Source organism: Krasilnikoviella flava, from assembly GCF_900167525.1.
In the GTDB taxonomy this organism is placed as follows: Bacteria; Actinomycetota; Actinomycetes; order Actinomycetales; family Cellulomonadaceae; genus Isoptericola; species Isoptericola flavus.
In genome coordinates, this window is record NZ_FUZQ01000002.1 from 181,128 (window position 1) to 201,739 (window position 20,612).

A 20,612-nucleotide genomic window follows, 5' to 3' on the forward strand; every position below is an offset into this window, starting at 1 on the left:
GCCCGCGCTCGAACGGGGGCCCCGAGATGAGCACCGGAACCTTCAGTGCGACCCGACCGCCGACCGGCGACGAGTTCGACCCGGGCATCCCGGGCTTCGAGGCGTCCGGCGGGGACTGGGACGAGATCGCCCGCGAGGCCGTGGGCGAGGAGCGCATCGTCGTCAACATGGGCCCGCAGCACCCGTCCACCCACGGCGTGCTGCGACTCATGCTCGAGATCGACGGCGAGACGGTCACCGAGGCCCGGTGCGGCATCGGCTACCTGCACACCGGCATCGAGAAGAACATGGAGTTCCGCACCTGGACGCAGGGCACCACGTTCTGCACCCGGATGGACTACCTGGCGCCGCTCTTCCAGGAGTCGGCGTACTGCCTCGCCACGGAGCGGCTGCTCGGCATCACGGACGACGTGCCCGAGCGGGCGTCGATCATCCGGGTGCTGATGATGGAGCTCAACCGGGTGGCGTCCCACCTCGTGTGCCTGGGGACGGGCGGCAACGAGATGGGCGCGACGACGGTCATGACCATCGGCTTCACCGCCCGCGAGGAGATCCTGCGGCTGTTCGAGGCCGTGACCGGGCTGCGCATGAACCATGCGTACGTGCGGCCGGGCGGCGTCGCGCAGGACGTCCCGGACGGCTTCGTGGACCAGGTGCGGGCGGCTATGCCGAAGGTCCGGCACTACCTCGGCCAGCTCGGCGACCTCATGCTCGCCAACCCGATCTTCAAGGCCCGGCTCACGGACGTCGGGGTGCTCAACCTCGCGGGCTGCATGGCGTTGGGCGTCACGGGCCCGGTGCTGCGCTCGGCCGGGCTGCCCTACGACGTGCGCAAGGCGTTCCCGTACTCGGGCTACGAGACGTACGACTTCGACGTCCCGACGTCGACCGACGCGGACTGCTACTCCCGCGTGGTGCTGCGGATCGAGGAGTGCTACCAGTCGCTGCGGATCGTGGAGCAGGCCCTCGCGCGGCTCGAGGACACCGCCGGGGCGGCGGTCATGGTGGCGGACAAGAAGATCGCGTGGCCGGCCCAGCTCGCCGTCGGTGCCGACGGCCAGGGCAACTCGCTGGACCACATCCGTCAGATCATGGGCACCTCGATGGAGGCCCTGATCCACCACTTCAAGCTCGTCACCGAGGGCTTCCGCGTGCCTGCCGGGCAGGTCTGGCAGACGGTCGAGCACCCCCGCGGCGAGCTCGGCGTGCACGCGGTGTCCGACGGCGGCACCAAGCCGTACCGGGCGCACTTCCGCGACCCGTCGTTCAACAACCTCCAGGCCGTGTCGGTGATGTGCGAGGGCGGCCAGGTGGCCGACGTCGTGGTCGCCGTCGCGTCGCTGGACCCCGTGCTGGGAGGGGTGGACCGATGACGGCAGAACCCACGAGCGCGCGCTCGGCCACGCGGTACGACGCCGACACGCTGGCGGCGCTGACCGCGGACGCCGCGACGATCACGGCGCGCTACCCGGACCCTCGCTCCGGGCTGCTGCCGATGCTGCACCTGGTGCAGTCGGTGGACGGGTACGTGAGCCGTGACGGCATCCTGTTCTGCGCCGAGCGGCTGGGGCTCACGCCCGCCGAGGTGAGCGCCGTCGCGACCTTCTACACCCAGTACAAGCGGCACCCCAACGGCACCTACACCGTGGGCGTGTGCACCAACACGCTGTGCGCCGTCATGGGCGGCGACGCCGTCTTCGACGAGCTGAGCGAGCACCTCGGCGTCGGGCACGACGAGACCACCGAGGACGGCGCGATCACGCTCGAGCGCGTCGAGTGCAACGCGGCCTGCGACTACGCGCCGGTCGTGATGGTCAACTGGGAGTTCTTCGACAACCAGACGCCGGAGTCCGCCACCGACCTCGCCGACCGGCTGCGCGCCGGCGAGCAGGTGGCTCCCACCCGCGGGGCGTCGTCGGTGTGCTCGTTCCGGCAGATGAGCCGCGTGCTAGCCGGGTTCACGGACGGCCGCGCCGACGAGGGCGTGGGCGCGGGCGAGCCGACGCTCGCCGGGCTGCGGCTGGCGCGGGCCGCAGCGGCGGTCGACGGCGCGGCACCGTCGGTCGAGCCTGCCGAGACCACCGAGAGGGCCGCGACGGGCGCGAGCGCCGAGGTGCCGCCGCAGACCGGTGGCGAGCAGTCCAGCGCCGAGCGGGAGCCTGCGGCACCGGGGGACGAGAGCCCCGGGCGCTCGCCGTCCGGCGGCCCGGCGAATCCCGAGCCGGAGAAGGGTGGCAGCGATGACTGACCTCATGCCCGTGCTCACGGACACGTGGGACGCCGACCGGTCGTGGAAGCTCGCCGCCTACGAGGCGGCCGGCGGGTACGCCGGGCTGCGCAAGGCGCTGGCGACCGAGCCGGGCGACCTCGTGCAGACCGTGAAGGCCTCGGGCCTGCGCGGCCGCGGCGGCGCGGGCTTCCCGACCGGCATGAAGTGGGGCTTCCTGCCCCCGCCGGACGGCGGCCCGCGCTACCTCGTGGTCAACGCGGACGAGTCCGAGCCCGGCACCTGCAAGGACATCCCGCTGATGCTGGCGAGCCCGCAGCACCTGGTGGAGGGCATCGCGATCACGAGCTACGCCATCGGCTGCCACCACGCGTTCGTCTACGTCCGCGGGGAGGTGCTGCACGTGTACCGGCGGCTCCTGGCCGCGGTGCAGGAGGCGTACGACGCCGGATACCTCGGCAAGGACGTGCTCGGCTCCGGATTCGACCTGGACGTCACCGTGCACGCCGGCGCCGGCGCCTACATCTGCGGCGAGGAGACGGCGCTGCTCGACTCGCTCGAGGGCAAGCGCGGGCAGCCGCGGCTCAAGCCGCCGTTCCCCGCCGTCGCCGGCCTGTACGCGCGGCCCACGGTGGTGAACAACGTGGAGTCGATCGCGTCCGTGCCGGGCATCGTGGCCCACGGCGCGGACTGGTTCGCCGGCATGGGCACCGAGAAGTCGCAGGGGCACGGGCTGTTCTCCCTGTCCGGGCACGTCACCCGGCCGGGGCAGTACGAGGCGCCGCTGGGCATCACGCTGCGCGAGCTGCTCGACCTGGCCGGCGGCATCCGGGCCGGTCACGAGCTGAAGTTCTGGACGCCCGGCGGGTCGTCGACGCCGCTGTTCACGGCGGACCACCTCGACACCCCGCTCGACTACGAGTCGGTGGGCGCGGCCGGGTCGATGCTCGGCACCCGCGCCCTGCAGCTCTTCGACGACTCGACGTGCGTGGTCCGGGCGGTGAGCCGGTGGACCGACTTCTACGCGCACGAGTCGTGCGGCAAGTGCACGCCGTGCCGCGAGGGCACCTACTGGCTCAAGCAGGTGCTGCACCGCATCGAGGCCGGGCAGGGCGAGGAGCGCGACGTCGACCTGCTGCTCGACCTGTGCGACAACATCCTCGGCCGCGCGTTCTGCGCGCTCGGCGACGGCGCGACGTCGCCCGTCACGTCGAGCATCCAGCTCTTCCGCGACGAGTACCAGGCGCACATCGACGGCCACGGGTGCCCGTTCGACCCGAGCGCCAGCGCCCTGTTCCCGTACACCCCCAAGCAGTCGCCGGCGCTCGCCGGGGCGGGAGGTCACTGATGACGGCGACCACGGACAAGTCGACCGCGGCCGCGCCCCCGGTCGAGACGGTGACGCTCACCATCGACGAGGTCGAGGTGACCGTGCCGAAGGGCACGCTGATCATCCGCGCGGCCGAACAGGTGGGCATCGAGATCCCGCGGTTCTGCGACCACCCGCTGCTCGAGCCTGCCGGCGCGTGCCGGCAGTGCCTCGTCGAGGTCGCGATGCCGGACCGCGAGGGCAACGTGCGACCGATGCCGAAGCCGCAGGCCTCGTGCACGATGACGGTCACGCCCGGCATGGTCGTCAAGACGCAGCGCACGTCCCCGGTGGCCGACAAGGCGCAGCACGGGGTCATGGAGCTCCTGCTCATGAACCACCCGCTGGACTGCCCGGTGTGCGACAAGGGCGGCGAGTGCCCGCTGCAGAACCAGGCGATGTCCAACGGTCGCGCCGAGACCCGGTTCGAGGACGTCAAGCGCACGTTCCCCAAGCCCATCGCCGTGTCCACCGAGATCCTGCTGGACCGCGAGCGCTGCGTGCTGTGCCAGCGCTGCACCCGGTTCGGCGAGGAGATCGCGGGCGACGCGTTCATCGCCCTGCAGGAGCGCGGCGCGCACCAGCAGATCGGCCGGTTCGACGAGACGGTGCTGGACTTCGCGCCGCCCCCGCAGGGCGAGCCGGCCGAGGCGACGTTCGGGTCCGCCGCGGTCACGGCCGGCGGGCAGCCGTTCGCGTCCTACTTCTCCGGCAACACCGTGCAGATCTGCCCGGTGGGGGCGCTGACCGGCGCGGCGTACCGGTTCCGCTCCCGCCCGTTCGACCTCGTGTCGACGCCGGGGATCTCCGAGCACGACTCGTGCGGCTCCGCGATCCGCGTCGACCACCGGCGCGGCGTGGTGCTGCGCCGGCTGTCGGGGGAGGACCCCGCGGTCAACGAGGAGTGGATCACCGACAAGGACCGGTTCGCCTTCACCTGGCAGGCGGCGCCGGACCGGCTCACCACCCCGCTGGTGCGCGACCGCGTGCTCGACGCGCACGGCGCCGTCGTGTCGCGCGGCGAGCTGCGGCCCGCGTCGTGGGTCGAGGCCTTCGAGCTGGCGGCCGAGGGCCTGGCCGCCGCCCGCGCGGCAGGCGGCGTCGGGGTCCTGCCGGGCGGCCGGCTCACCGTGGAGGACGCGTTCGCCTGGTCGCGCTTCGCGCGCACCGTGCTCGGCACGGACGACGTCGACCAGCGGGCCCGCGTGGGCTCGGCGGAGGAGACGGCGTTCCTCGGCCACGCGGTGGCCGGCACGGGAGTGGGTGTGACGTTCGGCGACGTCGAGGCCGCCCCCGCCGTGCTGCTGGCGGGCCTCGAGGCCGAGGAAGAGGCCGGGGTCACGTTCCTGCGGCTGCGCAAGGGGGTGCGTGCCCACGGCACGAGGGTGTGGTCCGTCGCGCCCTTCGCGAGCCGCGGCCTCGCCCGCCTGGACGGCGAGCTGCTGCCCGCCGCACCCGGCACGGAGGCCGAGTGGCTGGGCATCCTCGCGACCCGGGCCGCCGGCGGACTGGTGCCGGCCGACTCCGACGCCGCCGCGCTCGGCGCCGTCGCCGACGGCCTTGCCGCCCCCGGCGCGCTGATCCTCGTGGGCGAGCGGCTCGCGTCGTCGCCCGGTGCGTTCGCCGCCACGCTGCGGCTCGCAGAGGCCACCGGCGCTCGCGTCGCCTGGATCCCGCGGCGCGCGGGGGAGCGTGGCGGAGTCGAGGCCGGGCTGCTGCCCGGGCTGCTGCCGGGCGGTCGCCCGCTGACCGACCCGGCGGCCCGCGCGGAGGTCGCCGCCGCCTGGGCGGTCGACGCCGACGCCTTGCCGGTTGCTCCCGGCCGCGACGTCGCGGAGATCCTCGACGCGCTCTCGGTCGGCCAGCTCGGCGGCGCCCTCGTGGGCGGCGTGGAGCTCGCGGACCTGCCCGACCCGGAGCATGCCCGGCGCGCGCTCGCGGACGCGGGCTTCGTGGTCTCGCTCGAGGTGCGGACGACCGAGGTCGTCGCGCTCGCAGACGTCGTCCTTCCTGTTGCTCCACCGGCCGAGAGGCCGGGGTCGTACTGGAACTGGGAGGGGCGGGTCCGGGCGTTCGGCCAGGCGCTGGAGTCGGCCGCGCTGCCCGACCACCGGGTGCTCGACGCCCTCGCCGCGCAGGCCGGCGTCGACCTCGGCAGCGCGACGCCTCTCGACGCACACCGGGCGATCGCGGCGCTGCCTTCGTGGGGCGGCGCCCGGTTGCCGGCGCCGGTGGGCGAGGCCGTCGAGCCGCCCGAGGTGCCGCCGGGCTCCGCCGTGCTGGCGAGCTGGCACCTGCTGCTCGACGACGGCGCCCTGCAGGACGGCGAGCAGTTCCTCGCCGGCACGGCCAAGCGGCCGGTCGCGCGGATGTCCGCCGCCACGGCGGCCGCCGTCGACGTGTACGACGGCGACCGGGTGACCGTGGCCACCGACCGCGGCTCCGTGACGGTGCCCGTCGCCATCACGGAGATGGTCGACCACGTGGTGTGGCTCCCGCTCGCGTCGCGCGGCTGCCGGGTGCACGACACGCTCGGCGCTGCGCCGGGGGACCTGGTGCGGATCTCCCCGGTGGTCGAGCCTGCCGAGACCGCGAGCGGGGTCTCGACGAGCTCGACCGGCACGAACGAGCAGGGAGGGGCCGCATGATCCCCGGGGTCGCGTCCGACTTCAGCAACGACTGGCTGTGGGTGTCGCTGATCAAGGCGGTGCTCATCGTCGTGTTCCTGCTGACCAGCGTGCTCTTCGCGATCTGGTTCGAGCGCAAGGTCGTGGCGCGCATGCAGGTGCGCCCCGGCCCCAACTGGCACGGCCCGTTCGGCCTGCTGCAGTCGCTCGCGGACGCGATGAAGCTGCTCCTCAAGGAGGACGTGAACGTCACCCGCGCGGACCGGATCGTGTACCTGCTGGCGCCGATGATCTCGGTGTTCTGCGCGCTGCTGGTGTTCGCGGTCATCCCGTTCGGCCCCGAGGTGACGATCCCGTTCACCGAGTACACGACGCCGGCGCAGCTCACCGACTTCCCGGTGGCGGTGCTGTACGTGCTCGCCTGCGCGTCGATGGGCGTGTACGGCATCGTGCTCGGCGGCTGGTCGTCGGGGTCCACCTACCCGCTGCTCGGGTCGGTGCGGTCCACCGCCCAGGTGATCTCCTACGAGCTGGCCATGGGCCTGTCCCTGGTGAGCGTGTTCATCATGGCCGGCTCGATGTCGACCTCCCAGATCGTGGCCTCGCAGACGAGCATCTGGTGGTTCCTGCCCCTGCTGCCCGCCTTCGTCGTCTACGTGATCTCGATGATCGGCGAGACGAACCGGCTCCCGTTCGACCTGCCGGAGGCCGAGGGCGAGCTCGTCTCCGGCTACATGACCGAGTACAGCTCGATGAAGTTCGCCTGGTTCTTCCTGGCGGAGTACATCAACATGCTCAACGTGTCCGCGGTCGCCACCACGCTGTTCCTCGGCGGGTGGCGGGCGCCGTGGCCCCTGTCGGCCGTCAACGACGGCATGTTCAACACCGGCTGGTGGCCGGTGCTGTGGTTCCTCGCCAAGCTCTGGCTGGTCATGTTCGTGTTCGTCTGGGTGCGCGGCACGCTGCTGCGGCTGCGCTACGACCAGTTCATGTCGTTCGGCTGGAAGGTGCTCATCCCGGTCGCGCTGGCGTGGGTCGTGGTGCTGAGCGTGTTCCAGTACCTCGGCCTCGCGGGCGTCACCCGCACGCAGCTCATCACCGGCGTCGCCGTCGCGGCCGTCGTGGTCATCGCCCTCCTGTGGCTCTGGCCCGACCGCAAGGGCGCGGCCGCGAAGGAGGCCGCCGGCTCCGGGCCGCCGGGTGCCCCGCACCGCCCGGCGGGGGAGTTCGACGCCTTCGCCGACGGGTTCCCCGTGCCGCCCCTGCCCGGGCAGGCCCTGCCGCCGTCGCCCCGCGCGCGCCGGCACGTCATGCAGGCCTCCGAGGTCCCCGGCGCCCCCGCCGCGCCCCCCTCCGCCGTCGACCGATCCGAGGAGACGCGATGACCGACAAGCCGTACGAGCCGCTGCGCCCGTCCAAGGGGCCGCTGGGGGACCTGTTCGCCCCGGTCGCCGGGTTCGGTGTGACCTTCTCGTCGATGTTCCGTCCCACCGTGACGGAGCAGTACCCGCGCACGAAGACAGCGCCGCAGCGCCGGTACCACGGCCGTCACCAGCTCAACCGCTACGCGGACGGGCTGGAGAAGTGCATCGGCTGCGAGCTGTGCGCCTGGGCATGCCCCGCGGACGCGATCTACGTGGAGGGCGCGGACAACGCCGAGCTGCCCGACGGCGAGCACATGTCGCCCGGCGAGCGGTACGGCCGCGTCTACCAGATCAACTACCTGCGGTGCATCTTCTGCGGGCTGTGCATCGAGGCGTGCCCCACCCGGGCGCTCACGATGACCAACGACTACGAGCTCGCCGGCCCCGACCGCGCCGGGATGATCTACGAGAAGAAGGACCTGCTCGCTCCGCTCGCCGAGGGGATGCTCGCCGCACCGCACCCGATGGCCGAGGGCACGACGGACACCGAGTACTACCGCGGCGAGGTCACGGCCCCGACGGCGGAGCAGGTGGCGTGGGTGCGCGAGCACCGTCCCGACGACCCGACGCTGGGCGCCGCCGAGAAGGTGGTGGAGGGCGACGCGGCGCCGCCCACCCCGCGCCGGCACCGGCTGCGGGGCAGCGCGACCAAGGCGGCCGTCGCGACGCGCCAGGCCGCGGAGGGCGGGCACGTCGCGACGCTCCCCACCCCCGACGTGTCGGACGGCCGGCCGTGACCGCGTCGGGCGCGGAGGCCGCGCTGTTCTGGGTGCTCGCGCCGCTCATGGTGCTGGCCGCCCTCGGGCTGCTGTTCGCCCGCAAGGCGGTGCACGCCGCGGTGTGCGTGATGTTCGTGATGGTCGGGCTGGCCATCCTGTACGTGGCGCAGGAGGCGCCGTTCCTCGGCGTCGTGCAGGTGGTCGTGTACACGGGCGCCGTGATGATGCTCTTCCTGTTCGTGCTGATGCTCGTGGGCGTCGACGCGGCGGACTCGCTCACCGAGACCATCAAGGGTCAGCGCTGGGTAGGCGTGCTGCTCGGCCTCGGGCTGGTCGTGGTGCTGCTCGGCGTGATCGCGCAGGCCACGTTCCCGCCCGCGGTCGGCCTCGCCGAGGCGAACGCGGTCACCAACCCCGTGGCCCTGGCCCGGGTGCTGCTGGGCGACTACGTCCTCGCGATGGAGGTGGTCGGCGTCCTGCTGGTGACCGCCGCGCTCGCAGGGCTGGTGCTCACGCACCGTCGCCGCCTCAGCGTGCGGCCGACGCAGCGGGTGCTCGCGGCCGCGCGCGTGGCGGCGCTCCCGCAGGGCCGGACGCTCACGCCCCTGCCCGCACCCGGCGTCTACGCGCAGAACAACGCCATGGACACGCCCGCGCTCGGCCCCGACGGCGAGCCGCTGCCGCACTCCGTGCCCCGCGTGCTGCGCATCCGCGGCCAGGAGCGGTCGGCCACCGCCGTGCTCGCCGAGGAGGAGACGCTCGTGGCGCGCGACGACCTGCGACTCATCGGCGTCGGGCCGACGTCCGGAGAGGCGGTACCAGCGCCGGTCGGGCTTGTCGAGACCACGTCCGGGGCGTCGCCAGGCTCGACCACCGGCGGGACGGGCACGACCGGCGAGGACGAGGACGGGGGGGTGCGCTGATGGAGATCACGAACTATCTGGGGCTGGCCGCGATCCTCTTCGCGATCGGCGCGACGACGGTGCTGCTGCGCCGCAACGCGATCGTGGTGTTCATGGGCGTCGAGCTCATGCTCAACGCCACCAACCTCGCGTTCGTCACGTTCGCGCGCATCCACGGCGACGTGACCGGCCAGGTGCTCGCCTTCTTCGTCATGGTGGTCGCGGCCGCCGAGGTCGTGGTGGGGCTCGCGATCATCATCACGATCTTCCGCTCCCGCCGGTCGGCCTCGGTCGACGACGTCAACCTGCTCAACAGCTGAGAGGCGATCGATGACGATGCAGACTCTCTCCCTCGCGCCCTGGCTGGTCGCGACCCCGATGGTCGGCGCCCTCGTGCTCCTGGTCGCCGGGCGGCGCACGGACCGGTGGGGGCACTGGCTGGGCGTGCTGGCCAGCGCCGCGACGTTCGTCGTCGGGCTGGTGATGCTGCTCGACATGCTCGGCACCCCCGCCGACCAGCGGGTGGGCACGCACACCGTGGGCACGTGGATCGACTCGGGCCCGCTGCACGTGGACCTCGGGTTCCAGGTGGACCCGTTGTCGATGACGTTCGTGATGCTGGTGACGTTCGTCGGCACGCTGATCCACGTGTACTCGGTGGCGTACATGGACCACGACGTCGACCGGCGCCGCTTCTTCGGCTACCTCAACCTGTTCGTGGCGGCGATGCTGCTGCTGGTGCTCGCCGACTCCTACCTGCTGCTCTTCGTCGGCTGGGAGGGCGTGGGCCTCGCGTCGTTCCTGCTCATCGGCTTCTGGGACGGCAAGCGGGAGAACGCGGTCGCGGGCAAGAAGGCCTTCGTCATGAACCGCGTGGGCGACATGGGGCTCATCGTCGCGATGATGCTCCTGCTCGCGACGTTCGGGGCCGTCGACTTCGGCACGGTGCTGCCGGCGGCGGGCGAGGGCGCGGCGGCGGCCGGTGAGGGCACGATGACGGCGATCGGCCTCATGCTGCTGCTGGCGGCGTGCGGCAAGTCGGCCCAGCTGCCGCTCCAGGCCTGGCTCGGGGACGCGATGGCCGGCCCGACTCCGGTGTCCGCACTCATCCACGCGGCCACGATGGTGACCGCCGGCGTGTACCTGCTGGTGCGCTCCGGCCCGCTGCTGGAGGCCGCGCCCGACGCGCAGCTCGTCGTCGCGATCGTCGGCGCGCTGACCTTGCTGTTCGGCGCGATCGTCGGCTGTGCCAAGGACGACATCAAGAAGGCGCTCGCGGCGTCGACGATGTCGCAGATCGGCTACATGATGCTCGCCGCCGGGCTCGGCCCGGTCGGGTACGCGTTCGCGATCTTCCACCTGCTCACCCACGGCTTCTTCAAGGCGGGCCTGTTCCTCGGTGCCGGCTCGGTGATGCACGCGATGGACGACGACGTGAACATGCGCCGGTTCGGCGGCCTCGCCCGCCTGCTGCCGGTCACGGCGATCACGATGGGCCTGGGCTGGCTCGCGATCCTGGGCGTCCCGCCGTTCTCCGGCTTCTGGTCGAAGGACAAGATCATCGAGGCGGCGTTCGTCGGCGAGGGCTGGCGGCCGTGGGTGTTCGGCCTGACGGCTCTGCTCGGCGCCGGGATCACGGCGTACTACATGTCGCGGCTGTTCTTCATGACGTTCGCCGGGCGGCGGCGCTGGAGCGACGGCGGCCCCGGCGACGACGGCGCCCCGGAGCGGCACCCCCACGAGTCTTCGCGGCTGATGACCTGGCCGATGATCGTGTTGGCGGTGGGTTCCGTGGCCCTCGGCGGGATCCTGGCCCTGGGCGACCGGTTCGTCACCTGGCTGGAGCCGGTCACCGGGCATGCCGAGCACCACGAGCCGGTGCTGCCGGTGTGGCTGCTCGTGACGCTCACCCTGCTGCTGGTGCTGCTCGGCGCGTTCCTCGCGTTCCGGCAGTACGCGGTCGCGGCCGTGCCGGTGGAGCCGCCGCCGGCACCGGCCCTCGTGCGGGCGGCCCGCGTCGACCTGCACCAGGACGACGTCAACGAGTCGCTCGTGATGCGGCCGGGGCAGTACCTGACGCGGGCGCTCGTGTATTCGGACCGCACGGCGGTGGACGGCGGCTGGCTGGGGCTGGCGGGCGGCATCGGCCGGCTCGGCGCGAGGCTGCGCAGGTTCCAGAACGGCTACGTCCGGTCGTACGCGGCGACGATGCTCGGCGGCCTCGGGGTCGTCGCGCTCGTCGTCTGGGTGCTGGCGAGCTGAGCGGGCGATGGCGGGAGCGATGGCGATGACGCCCAAGATGACGCCCACGATGACGACGTCGACGACGAAGGACGGGGAAGCATGACGATGTCCACAGGGTTCCCCTGGCTCACGGTCCTCATCGTGTGGCCCCTGGTGGCGGCGGCCGCGACCGCGCTCACCGGCGTCGGCCGGGGCCGGCCGGCCGCCGGGGTCACCGGCACGGGCCGGTTCGGGGCGGGCTCGGCCCGCACGGTCGCGCTCGTGGGCGCGCTGGTGGAGGTGGCGCTGCTGGTCGGCGCGTTCGCGGCGTTCGACACGGGCGACGCGGGCAGCCACCAGCTCGCCGAGACGCACGCCTGGATCCCCGCGCTCGGCGCGAGCTACGCCGTCGGCGTCGACGGCGTGGGCCTGCTGCTGGTGGCGCTCTCGGTGGGGCTGGTGCCGCTGGTGATCCTCGCCGCCTGGCGGGAGCAGGGCGGCGACCACGTGCGCCTGCGCCGGTACCTCGCGACGGTGCTGCTGCTCGAGGCCTTCATGGTGACGGTCTTCGTGGCGCGGGACGTGTTCCTGTTCTACGTGGTCTTCGAGGCCATGCTGATCCCGGCGTACTTCCTCATCGGCGGGTTCGGGCAGGGGCCCCAGCGCCGGTACGCGGCCGTGAAGTTCCTGCTCTTCTCGCTGGCGGGCGGGCTGGTCATGCTGGTGGGAGTCATCGCCCTGTACCTGCAGGTGCCGGCGGCTGACCGCGGGCCGCAGACGTTCCTCACCGACAACCTCACCGGGCTGACGCTCGACCCGACGGCCGAGAAGCTCATGTTCTGCGCCTTCTTCCTCGCGTTCGCGATCAAGGCGCCGATGTTCCCCGTGCACTCGTGGCTGCCCGACGTCACGCAGCACGCGACCCCCGGCACCTCGACGCTGCTCATCTGCGTGCTGGACAAGGTGGGCACCTTCGGGATGCTGACCCTCTGCCTGCCGCTGTTCCCCGAGGCCAGCCGGTGGGCGGCACCCTTCGTGGTCGTGCTCGCCGTGATCTCGATCCTGTACGGCGCGATCCTCGCCATCGGGCAGCAGGACGTGCTGCGGCTCATCGGCTACACCTCGGTGTCGCACTTCGGGTTCATCATCCTGGGCATCTTCACGTTCACGTCGCTCGGCACGGCCGGCTCCGGCCTGATGATGCTCAACCACGGCATCTCCACCGGGGCGCTGTTCCTGATCGCCGGGTTCGCGATCGCGCGGCACCCGCGCCAGAGCCAGCTCATCGGCGACTACGGCGGCCTGCGCCGGGTCGCGCCGATCCTGGGCGGCACGTTCCTCGTCGCGGGCCTGTCCGCGGCGGCGCTGCCCGGCCTGGCGACGTTCGTCTCGGAGATCATGGTGTTCCTCGGGTCGTACGCCCGCTGGCCCGCCGCCGTGCTCGTGGCCGTGCCCGCCGTCGTCCTCGCCGCGGTCTACGTGCTGCTCACCTACCAGCGCATGTTCACCGGCGCCACGACGCCCGAGCTCGCGGACGCCCGCGACCTCGACGGCCGCGAGAAGACGGTCGCCGGCGTGCTCGTCGGCGCGCTGCTCGTCCTCGGCCTCGTGCCCGGCCCGGTGCTCGACTACGTGCGGGCGCCCGGCGAGGTCGCCGTCGAGCAGGTCGGCGAGACGGACCCGCCACCGGCGGTGGAGCCTGCCGCGTCGTCGGCCGAGCCTGTCGGGACCACGACGGCCTCGACCACTGGAAGCGTGACCGAGGGGAGCCCGCTGTGAACGAGTTCGTCGCCCCGCCCATCGACTGGGCGGCCGTCTCCCCGGTGCTGGTCGTGCTCGCCGCGGGCGTCCTCGGCGTCCTGCTGGAGGCGTTCGTCCCGGCTCGCGCCCGTCGCGCCACGCAGCTCACGCTCACCCTGGCGGCGCTCGCGGGCTCGCTCGTGGCGGTCGGGATGCTGTGGGACCGGGTGCAGGAGAACGCGGTGTCGGTGGTGGGCGGTTCGTACCTGCTGACGCCGTTCGGCCTCGGCGTGCAGGCCGTGATCGGGGTGTGCGCGCTGCTGGGCGTGCTCGTCGTCGCGGAGCGCACCACCACGGGCCAGGACGCGTTCGCGCCGGCGGCGGCCGCCGTGCCGGGCACGGCGTACGAGGACGAGACCCGCCGGGCGGGCCTGCAGCAGACCGAGATCTACCCGCTGATGCTGTTCGCGACCGGCGGCATGCTGCTGTTCCCGGCCACGGACGACCTCATCGTCATGTTCGTCGCGCTCGAGGTGCTGTCCCTCCCGCTGTACGTGCTGTGCGCGACGGCGCGCCGGCGCCGGCTGCTCAGCCAGGAGGCCGCGTTCAAGTACTTCGTGCTCGGCGCGTTCGCCTCCGCGCTGTTCGTCTTCGGCATCGCGCTCGTCTACGGCTTCGCCGGCACGGTGCGGCTGCAGGGCGTGGTCCAGGTGCTCGCGGACCCGGTCACCTCGCCGCTCGGGTCGATGACCGCGCTCGTGGTCGTCGGGCTGCTGCTGGTGCTCAGCGGCCTGCTGTTCAAGATCGGCGCGGCGCCGTTCCACGCCTGGACGCCGGACGTGTACCAGGGCGCCCCCACGCCGATCACGGGCTTCATGGCGGCGTGCACCAAGGCCGCCGCGATAGGGGCTCTGGTGCGGGTGCTGTTCACGCTGGCGAACGGCCTCGACCCGGCCACGCGGCACGACGTCGAGGTCGCGCTGTGGTCGGTCGCCATCCTCACGATGCTCGTCGGCACCGTCGCCGGCGCCGTGCAGACCGACGTCAAGCGGATGCTCGCGTACTCGTCGATCGCGCACGCGGGCTTCCTCGTCGTGGGCCTGGTCGGGATGGACCAGGTCGGCTCGCAGGCCGTGCTGTTCTACCTGCTCGCGTACGGGCTGGCCACGATCGGCGCCTTCGCCGTCGTGACCCTGGTGCGCGAGCAGACGGTCTCTCCGGGCTCGTCGGCGGAGACCCGGGTCCCGACCGGCGAGGTGCCGGACGACGGCGTCGTCCTCGGCGAGGCCACCCGGCTGGCGCAGTGGGCGGGCCTGGGCCGCAAGGCCCCGTGGCTCACCGCGGCGTTCTCGCTGTTCCTGCTGTCGATGGCGGGGATCCCGCTCACGGCCGGGTTCGTGGCGAAGTTCGGCGTCTTCTCGGCCGCGGTCGAGGCGGGGGCGTGGCCGCTCGCGCTGCTCGGCGTCCTCGCCTCCGCCGTCGCGGTGTTCTTCTACGTGCGCGTCATCGTGCTCATGGTGCTCACTCCCCCCACGGACCACGAGGCCGCGGGGGCGTCGGCAGGGCAGGAGCCCGCTACGGGCGGAACGGACGGCGCGCCCGCGCCCGCCGGGTCCGGGACGGCGACCCTCACGGGCGCCGCGACGCGCACCCTGGTCTCGCGCACCGTCGTCACGGTGGTCGGCTCCCGCGGTCCGGCGGCGTTCGCCATCGCCGTGTGCGCGGTGGGCGTGCTGCTGCTGGGCATCCTCCCGGCGGGAGCGCTGGACCTCGTCGCCCAGGCCGCGCAGTTCCGGCCCTGACCGCGGGGCGTCCCCGGGGTCCGCGGCGCGCGGCCCCCGGGGCAGCCGTGAGGCATGCGACGCGTCCGTGGGCCGTTTCGGTGCAGTGTTCGGCGCCGTGGGCGGATAGGTTCGGACCGTGACACGCGCACCCTCCGCACCGGCCTCCGGGCCGGGGCACACGACGCCCCCGTCGACGGCGACGGCGATCCCGCTGTCCGACCCTGCGCTGGCCGAGCGGCTCGCGGACCGGATGGCGCTGGTCGACACCGCGCTCGACGACGCCGTGGCATCGGCCGACGCCCTGGCCGACGACGCGTCGCGCCACCTCGTCGCCGCAGGAGGCAAGCGGTTCCGCCCCCTGCTGACCCTGCTCGCCGGCGAGCTCGGCGACGGGTCGAACCCCCAGCTCGTGGACGCCGCGGTGGTCGTGGAGCTGACCCAGGTGGCGTCGCTCTACCACGACGACGTCATGGACTCGGCACCCCTGCGCCGCGGGGCGCCCGCCGCGCACACGGTGTGGGGCAACTCCGTGGCCATCCTCGTGGGGGACCTGCTGTTCGCGCGCGCGTCGGCGCTCGTCGCGGGCCTCGGCCCCGAGGCCGTGGTGCTGCAGTCGCGCACGTTCGAGCGCATGTGCCTCGGCCAGCTGCACGAGACGATGGGGCCGGGCGCCGACGACGACCCGGTGGCGCACTACCTGCAGGTCCTCAGCGACAAGACGGCGTCCCTGCTCGCGACGTCGGCCCGCCTCGGCGCGATGTTCGGCGGCTGTGGGCCGGAGGTCGTGGAGGCCGTGGCGGCGTACGGCGAGAAGGTGGGCGTCGCCTTCCAGCTCGCCGACGACGTCCTCGACATCGCGTCCTCCGGCGACGAGTCCGGCAAGACGCCCGGCACCGACCTGCGCGAGCACGTGCCGACCATGCCGGTGCTGCTGCTGCGCCAGCGGGTCGCGCGCGGCACGGGCACCGCGGACGACGCCGCCCTCCTGGCGCGGCTCGACGGGGACCTGTCGGACGACGCGGCGCTCGCCGCCGTCGTCGAGGACCTGCGCGCGCACGACGTGCTCGCCGAGACGCGGGCGCTCGCCGTCCGCGGTGCGCGCGAGGCCGCGCAGGAGCTGGAGCCGTTGCCGGACGGGTCGGTCAAGGACGCGCTCGCCGACCTCGCGGGAGCGCTCGCCGACCGCACGGTCTGACGCCCTCAGGCCACGCGGTCTGACACGGCCGGCCCGCCCTCAGGCCGCCAGACGTGCGGCGGTGACCGCGATCGCGGTGCCGAGCAGCATGAACGGGCCGAAGGGCAGCGCCGTCGTGCGGGTAGCCCGGCGCGCGGCGATGAGCACGATCGACACGATCCCGCCGAGCAGGAACGGCAGCGCCGCGGCCGCCAGCAGGGTCGACCACCCGTACCAGGCGCCGATCATGCCGAGCGGCACGGCCAGCTTGACGTCGCCCCGGCCCATCCCGGCAGGGCTGACCAGGTGCAGCGCGAGGTAGGCCGCGCCGAGGGCCAGGCCGCCGACCAGCGCGCGCAGCGCCGCGTCCCAGGCTCCCGAGCCGGCGGCGGCCAGGAGCAGCAGCGCTGCGACGGCCGCGGTGGTCGGGTAGCTGAGGGCGTCCGGGAGCCGGTGGGTGCGGGCGTCGACGACGCCGAGCGCGGCCCCGCCCGCGGCCACGGCCACGAGGGCGGGGGTGGACCAGCCCGGCCCGCTGGCCCACACGGCCCAGACCGCGGCCACGGCGGCCACCCACGCCACCGTCCGGCGCCACGGGGCGACCGCGTCGCGGGCGCGCTGGACGATGGGGGGCACCCCCGGATGCTATGCGGGGGTGCCCGAAGGCGCGGCGCGTCGTCCACAGCCCGCGCGGGGGAGCCGACGAACCACGGGGGGTCAGCCCGGGAGGGCCACGGCGTCCGCCGCGAGGACGAGCTGCGCGACGCACACCGCGGCCACCGCCAGGCTCAGCAGGAAGGGCGCACGGCTGCGCGGCCGCAGCAGCCCGACGGCGCCCGCCGCGACCGCGAGCACCACGGCGCCGCCCGCGAGCACCGCCGACGGCCCGGCGGGCGCGCCCGGGGGACCGAGGAGGATCACGACGCTGCCCGCCGCCAGGACGACGGGTGCCAGCACGCTCGCCGCCCGGCGTCCCAGGCGGTGCGGCAGCCCTCGCACGCCGGTGGCGTCGTCGTCCTCGAGGTCGGGCAGCACGTTGGCGAGGTGGGCGCCGACGCCGAGCAGCGCGGCCGCCCCGACGGTCCAGCCCGCGACGACGCGGCCGTCGCCCGCCGCCGCCACGACGAACGCCGGCAGGAGGCCGAAGCTCACGGCGTAGGGGAGCCAGGACAGCGCCGTCGCCTTGAGCCGCGCGTTGTACGACCAGGCGCTGGCGACCGCGGCGAGGTGCAGCAGGCCGGGCACGAGCCCGGTCGCGAACGACAGGACGACGCACGCGCCCAGCGCGACGAACGCCCCCGTCCGCAGCAGGCGCGGGGTGACGTCGCCCGTCACGGTGGGCTTGTCCGGGCGGCCCACGTGCCGGTCGCGCGCGGCGTCCAGCCAGTCGTTGCTCCAGCCCACCGAGAGCTGGCCGGCCGCGACCGCCGCCGTGACGAGCACCGTGCGCCCGGCGTCGAGGCCCACACCGAGGGCGAAGACGAGCGCCAGCGCCGTGACGACCGCCGCGGGCGCGGGGTGCGTGGCCGCGAGCATCCCGCGTGCCCGCCTCGCGAAGTCGCCGCCCATGACCGGAAAACTACGCCGGTGCGGCGCGCCGCGGGCGCCGCCCGCGCGGGAGGACGGCACGAGTGCCACGATGCGAAGCATGTCGCGCGTTCTCGCCGTCGCCCCCGTCCTGCCCGGACCGGCCCACCCGCAGGGGCGCATCGCCGAGGTCGTGGCGCCCCTGCTCGCTCCCGCCGGGCCGCGGCGCGAGCTGGCCCGCCGCCTGCACGCCGCGGCAGGGGTGCGCACGCGGCATCTTGCGCTCCCGCTCGGCGACTACGCGCAGCCGATCGGCTTCGCGGAGGCCAACGCCCACTTCGCCCGTGAGGGCGCGGCGCTCGCCGAGCGTGCCTGCCGGGACGCTTTGGAGGCGGCCGGCGTGCGCCCGGTGGACGTCGACCTGCTGTTCTTCACGTCGGTCACCGGTGTCGGCGCGCCGTCGCTCGACGCCGGGCTGGTGGGACGCCTCGGACTGCGCCCCGACGTGCGGCGCCTGCCGTCCTTCGGCCTGGGCTGCGCCGGCGGCGCGGCCGGGCTGGCCCACCTGCACGAGCACCTCGTCGGGCACCCGGACCAGGTGGCGCTGCTCGTCTCGGTGGAGCTGTGCTCCCTCACGCTCCAGCGCGGCGACGGCTCGACGGCGAACCTGCTCTCCTCCGGCCTCTTCGGCGACGGGGCGAGCGCGGTGGTCGTCGCCGGGGACGACGTCGCGGCCGGGGGCGCACGCCCCGCACCGGAGGTCGTGGGCACCCGCAGCCGCCTCTACCCCGGCACCGAGCGGTACCTCGGGTGGGAGGTCCGGGACACGGGGTTCGGCATCGTGCTGTCCGCCGAGCTGCCGCAGCTGCTGCGCGCGCACCTCGCCGGCGACGTGAAGGACCTGCTGGCGCACCACGGGCTCGAGCCGGGCGACGTCGGCACGTGGGTCGTGCACGCCGGCGGGCCGAAGATCGTCGACGCCGTCCGCGACGCGCTCGACCTGACCGAGGACGCGCTCGCCCGGACCCGCGCGACCCTCGCGGCCCAGGGCAACCTGTCGTCGTCCTCCGTGCTGCACGTGCTCGCCGCGACCCTGGACGACGGCGCGCCGCCACCCGGGGGCTGGGCGGTGCTCATGGCGTTCGGGCCCGGGGTCGCCGTCGAGCTGGTCCTGCTGCGGGGGCGCGACGAACCGGGGGTGGGCGCGTGAGCGCGGCGCTCTACGCGGCCCTGGTGCTCGCGACCGGCCTGGAGCGGTTGGCGGAGCTGACGGTCTCGGCCCGGCACGCGCGCTGGTCCTTCGCGCGCGGGGGAGTGGAGTCGGGGCGGGGACACTTCCCGGCGATGGTCGTGCTGCACACCGGCCTTCTGGTGGCGTGCGTCGTGGAGGTCGTCGTGGCCGACCGCCCGTTCCTGCCGTGGCTCGGATGGCCGATGCTGGCGCTGGTGCTGGCGAGCCAGGGACTGCGCTGGTGGTGCATCGCGACGCTGGGGGAGCGGTGGAACACGCGGGTCATCGTGGTGCCCGGGCTGCCGCTGGTCCGCCGCGGGCCGTACCGATGGCTGGCGCACCCCAACTACGTGGCCGTGGTGGTGGAGGGGATCGCGCTGCCGCTGGTGCACACGGCGTGGGTCACGGCACTCGCGTTCACGGTGCTGAACGCCTGGTTGCTGCTCGGGTTCCGGATCCCGGCCGAGGAGCGCGCGCTGCGGGCCGCCGAGGCCGGCTGATGGGCGGCACCGGGGACGACCGCGAGACCGACGTGCTCGTGGTCGGCGGCGGCCCGGTGGGGCTCGCGGCCGCGATCGAGGCCCGGCGCGCGGGGTGGGACGTCGTGGTCCTCGAGCCCCGCGCCGCGCCGGTCGACAAGGCGTGCGGGGAGGGGCTGATGCCGGGCACGCTCGCCGCGGTGCGGCGGCTCGGGGTCGACCCGCCGGGGTGGCCGCTTCGTGGGATCTCCTACCGGCAGGCGGGGGTGGTCGCCGACCACCTGTTCGCCGGCGGCCCCGGGCGCGGCGTGCGCCGCACGACCCTGCACGCCGAGCTGCATGCGGCCGCGCTCGACGCCGGCGCGACGGTGCTGCCCCGGCGCGCGGAGGGGGTGACCCAGGACGTCGACACAGTCGTGGCAGCGGGGGTCCGGGCCCGCTGGCTGCTCGCGTGCGACGGGCTGCACTCGCGCGTGCGGAGGGAGGTCGGCCTGGACGCCCGGTCGCGCCGGTCGGGGCGGTCGGGGCCACGTCCGGGTCCGGACGGGCCCGACCGGCGGGGGCGCCGGTTCGGGCTGCGCCAGCACGTCCGCGTGCGGCCGTGGACGGACCTCGTGGAGGTGCACTGGGGGCCGGGGGTCGAGGCGTACGTGACACCGGTGGCCGCGGAGCTCGTGGGCGTGGCCGTGCTGGGCCCGCCGGGGGCGGACCTGGACGCGGCGCTGGCCACCCTGCCGGAGCTCGCCGCCCGGGTGGCGGGCGCCCCGCGGGAGGGGCCGGTGCGGGGCGCCGGGCCGATGCGGGTGGGCAGCAGGGCGCGCGCCGCCGGGCGCGTGCGGCTGGTCGGGGACGCCTCCGGCTACGTGGACGCGCTGACGGGCGAGGGTCTACGGGTGGGGTTCGCCCAGGCGCGCGCCGCCGTCGCGCACCTCGACGACGCGGCCGGGTACGAACGGGCGTGGACGCGGGCCACCCGGGACGTGCGATGGCTCACGTCCGGCCTCGTGGCCGCGGCGACCTCCCCGCTTCGCGCCCGCGTCGTGCCCGCGGCCGCGCGAGCGCCGGCACTGTACGGCGCGGTGGTGGAGCGGCTGGCACGCTGAGCGGAGCCTGGGGCAACTATGACCGACCTGCAAGACGACCCGTTCACATGGCGGGACGGTTGTGGCACCCTGGGTAAGGCTGG

General features: G+C 74.3%; 17 protein-coding genes. 15 read left to right on the plus strand and 2 right to left on the minus strand.

Annotated elements, in window-relative coordinates; translation table 11 throughout:
• Positions 1-26: 26 nt before the first annotated feature.
• The 12 genes from B5Y66_RS05455 to B5Y66_RS05510 all read left to right on the plus strand — a co-directional run bounded on the left by B5Y66_RS05455 (position 27) and on the right by B5Y66_RS05510 (position 16,210).
• Positions 27-1,373, plus strand: coding sequence for an NADH-quinone oxidoreductase subunit D (locus B5Y66_RS05455; RefSeq protein ID WP_079572241.1), 1,347 nt, complete (start codon positions 27-29; stop codon positions 1,371-1,373).
• Positions 1,370-2,248 carry an NADH-quinone oxidoreductase subunit NuoE gene (gene nuoE / locus B5Y66_RS05460; RefSeq protein ID WP_079572244.1) on the plus strand — a complete coding sequence of 293 codons (879 nt, stop codon included), beginning with the start codon at positions 1,370-1,372 and terminating at the stop codon, positions 2,246-2,248. The genes B5Y66_RS05455 and nuoE overlap by 4 nt, the downstream gene beginning before the upstream one ends.
• Positions 2,241-3,575 carry an NADH-quinone oxidoreductase subunit NuoF gene (gene nuoF, locus B5Y66_RS05465; RefSeq protein WP_079572247.1) on the plus strand — a complete coding sequence of 445 codons (1,335 nt, stop codon included), beginning with the start codon at positions 2,241-2,243 and terminating at the stop codon, positions 3,573-3,575. Before nuoE ends, nuoF begins: the two co-directional genes overlap by 8 nt.
• Positions 3,575-6,244: an NADH-quinone oxidoreductase subunit G gene (locus B5Y66_RS05470; RefSeq protein ID WP_079572250.1), complete on the plus strand. Its 2,670-nt coding sequence runs from the start codon at positions 3,575-3,577 to the stop codon at positions 6,242-6,244. Before nuoF ends, B5Y66_RS05470 begins: the two co-directional genes overlap by 1 nt.
• Complete coding sequence (gene nuoH, locus B5Y66_RS05475) at positions 6,241-7,608, plus strand: NADH-quinone oxidoreductase subunit NuoH (protein ID WP_079572252.1); 1,368 nt, start codon at positions 6,241-6,243, stop codon at positions 7,606-7,608. The genes B5Y66_RS05470 and nuoH overlap by 4 nt, the downstream gene beginning before the upstream one ends.
• The gene (gene nuoI, locus B5Y66_RS05480) at positions 7,605-8,384 is read left to right on the plus strand and encodes an NADH-quinone oxidoreductase subunit NuoI (protein WP_079572254.1); all 780 of its coding nucleotides are present in this window, start codon (positions 7,605-7,607) and stop codon (positions 8,382-8,384) included. Before nuoH ends, nuoI begins: the two co-directional genes overlap by 4 nt.
• A 47-nt stretch (positions 8,385-8,431) precedes the next feature.
• Positions 8,432-9,289: an NADH-quinone oxidoreductase subunit J gene (locus B5Y66_RS05485; RefSeq protein ID WP_407656375.1), complete on the plus strand. Its 858-nt coding sequence runs from the start codon at positions 8,432-8,434 to the stop codon at positions 9,287-9,289.
• A complete protein-coding gene (gene nuoK / locus B5Y66_RS05490; RefSeq protein ID WP_079572258.1) occupies positions 9,289-9,588 on the plus strand; it encodes an NADH-quinone oxidoreductase subunit NuoK in 300 nt (99 codons plus the stop codon). Before B5Y66_RS05485 ends, nuoK begins: the two co-directional genes overlap by 1 nt.
• 16 nt (positions 9,589-9,604) lie before the next feature.
• On the plus strand, positions 9,605-11,530 hold the full coding sequence (gene nuoL / locus B5Y66_RS05495; protein ID WP_079573227.1) for an NADH-quinone oxidoreductase subunit L: 1,926 nt from the start codon (positions 9,605-9,607) through the stop codon (positions 11,528-11,530).
• A gap of 87 nt (positions 11,531-11,617) precedes the next feature.
• A complete protein-coding gene (locus tag B5Y66_RS05500) occupies positions 11,618-13,270 on the plus strand; it encodes an NADH-quinone oxidoreductase subunit M (RefSeq protein ID WP_079573229.1) in 1,653 nt (550 codons plus the stop codon).
• A complete protein-coding gene (gene nuoN / locus B5Y66_RS05505; RefSeq protein WP_079572260.1) occupies positions 13,267-15,033 on the plus strand; it encodes an NADH-quinone oxidoreductase subunit NuoN in 1,767 nt (588 codons plus the stop codon). The genes B5Y66_RS05500 and nuoN overlap by 4 nt, the downstream gene beginning before the upstream one ends.
• A gap of 118 nt (positions 15,034-15,151) precedes the next feature.
• Positions 15,152-16,210: a polyprenyl synthetase family protein gene (locus B5Y66_RS05510; RefSeq protein WP_407656370.1), complete on the plus strand. Its 1,059-nt coding sequence runs from the start codon at positions 15,152-15,154 to the stop codon at positions 16,208-16,210.
• A 39-nt stretch (positions 16,211-16,249) separates the two neighbouring features.
• Here the strand turns inward: B5Y66_RS05510 and B5Y66_RS05515 are convergent, their stop codons facing one another.
• On the minus strand, positions 16,250-16,825 hold the full coding sequence (locus B5Y66_RS05515) for a prepilin peptidase (RefSeq protein ID WP_079572263.1): 576 nt from the start codon (positions 16,823-16,825) through the stop codon (positions 16,250-16,252).
• Between the two features lie 81 nt (positions 16,826-16,906).
• Positions 16,907-17,839 (minus strand): UbiA family prenyltransferase, encoded by a 933-nt coding sequence (locus tag B5Y66_RS05520; protein WP_245806955.1) that lies wholly within the window; start codon positions 17,837-17,839, stop codon positions 16,907-16,909.
• Here B5Y66_RS05520 and B5Y66_RS05525 point away from each other — a divergent pair.
• Genes B5Y66_RS05525 through B5Y66_RS05535 form a run of 3 tightly spaced genes read left to right on the plus strand, consistent with a single transcriptional unit; the run spans position 17,838 to position 20,529 of the window.
• Complete coding sequence (locus B5Y66_RS05525) at positions 17,838-18,926, plus strand: type III polyketide synthase (RefSeq protein WP_079572268.1); 1,089 nt, start codon at positions 17,838-17,840, stop codon at positions 18,924-18,926. The genes B5Y66_RS05520 and B5Y66_RS05525 overlap by 2 nt on opposite strands.
• Positions 18,923-19,447 (plus strand): isoprenylcysteine carboxyl methyltransferase family protein, encoded by a 525-nt coding sequence (locus B5Y66_RS05530; RefSeq protein WP_079572271.1) that lies wholly within the window; start codon positions 18,923-18,925, stop codon positions 19,445-19,447. The genes B5Y66_RS05525 and B5Y66_RS05530 overlap by 4 nt, the downstream gene beginning before the upstream one ends.
• On the plus strand, positions 19,447-20,529 hold the full coding sequence (locus B5Y66_RS05535) for an NAD(P)/FAD-dependent oxidoreductase (protein WP_079572273.1): 1,083 nt from the start codon (positions 19,447-19,449) through the stop codon (positions 20,527-20,529). Before B5Y66_RS05530 ends, B5Y66_RS05535 begins: the two co-directional genes overlap by 1 nt.
• Positions 20,530-20,612: the final 83 nt, after the last annotated feature.

Excerpts from the sequence above, each read along its gene's own strand:
- B5Y66_RS05470 (WP_079572250.1), top strand. The coding sequence starts at position 3,575 with ATGACGGCGACCACGGACAAGTCGACCGCGGCCGCGCCCCCGGTCGAG.
- nuoI (WP_079572254.1), top strand. The coding sequence starts at position 7,605 with ATGACCGACAAGCCGTACGAGCCGCTGCGCCCGTCCAAGGGGCCGCTG.
- B5Y66_RS05485 (WP_407656375.1), top strand. The coding sequence starts at position 8,432 with ATGGTGCTGGCCGCCCTCGGGCTGCTGTTCGCCCGCAAGGCGGTGCAC.
- nuoH (WP_079572252.1), top strand. The coding sequence starts at position 6,241 with ATGATCCCCGGGGTCGCGTCCGACTTCAGCAACGACTGGCTGTGGGTG.
- nuoL (WP_079573227.1), top strand. The coding sequence starts at position 9,605 with ATGCAGACTCTCTCCCTCGCGCCCTGGCTGGTCGCGACCCCGATGGTC.
- B5Y66_RS05455 (WP_079572241.1), top strand. The coding sequence starts at position 27 with ATGAGCACCGGAACCTTCAGTGCGACCCGACCGCCGACCGGCGACGAG.
- nuoK (WP_079572258.1), top strand. The coding sequence starts at position 9,289 with ATGGAGATCACGAACTATCTGGGGCTGGCCGCGATCCTCTTCGCGATC.
- B5Y66_RS05520 (WP_245806955.1), bottom strand. The coding sequence starts at position 17,839 with ATGCTTCGCATCGTGGCACTCGTGCCGTCCTCCCGCGCGGGCGGCGCC.
- B5Y66_RS05535 (WP_079572273.1), top strand. The coding sequence starts at position 19,447 with ATGGGCGGCACCGGGGACGACCGCGAGACCGACGTGCTCGTGGTCGGC.
- B5Y66_RS05525 (WP_079572268.1), top strand. The coding sequence starts at position 17,838 with ATGTCGCGCGTTCTCGCCGTCGCCCCCGTCCTGCCCGGACCGGCCCAC.
- nuoE (WP_079572244.1), top strand. The coding sequence starts at position 1,370 with ATGACGGCAGAACCCACGAGCGCGCGCTCGGCCACGCGGTACGACGCC.
- nuoF (WP_079572247.1), top strand. The coding sequence starts at position 2,241 with ATGACTGACCTCATGCCCGTGCTCACGGACACGTGGGACGCCGACCGG.
- B5Y66_RS05500 (WP_079573229.1), top strand. The coding sequence starts at position 11,618 with ATGTCCACAGGGTTCCCCTGGCTCACGGTCCTCATCGTGTGGCCCCTG.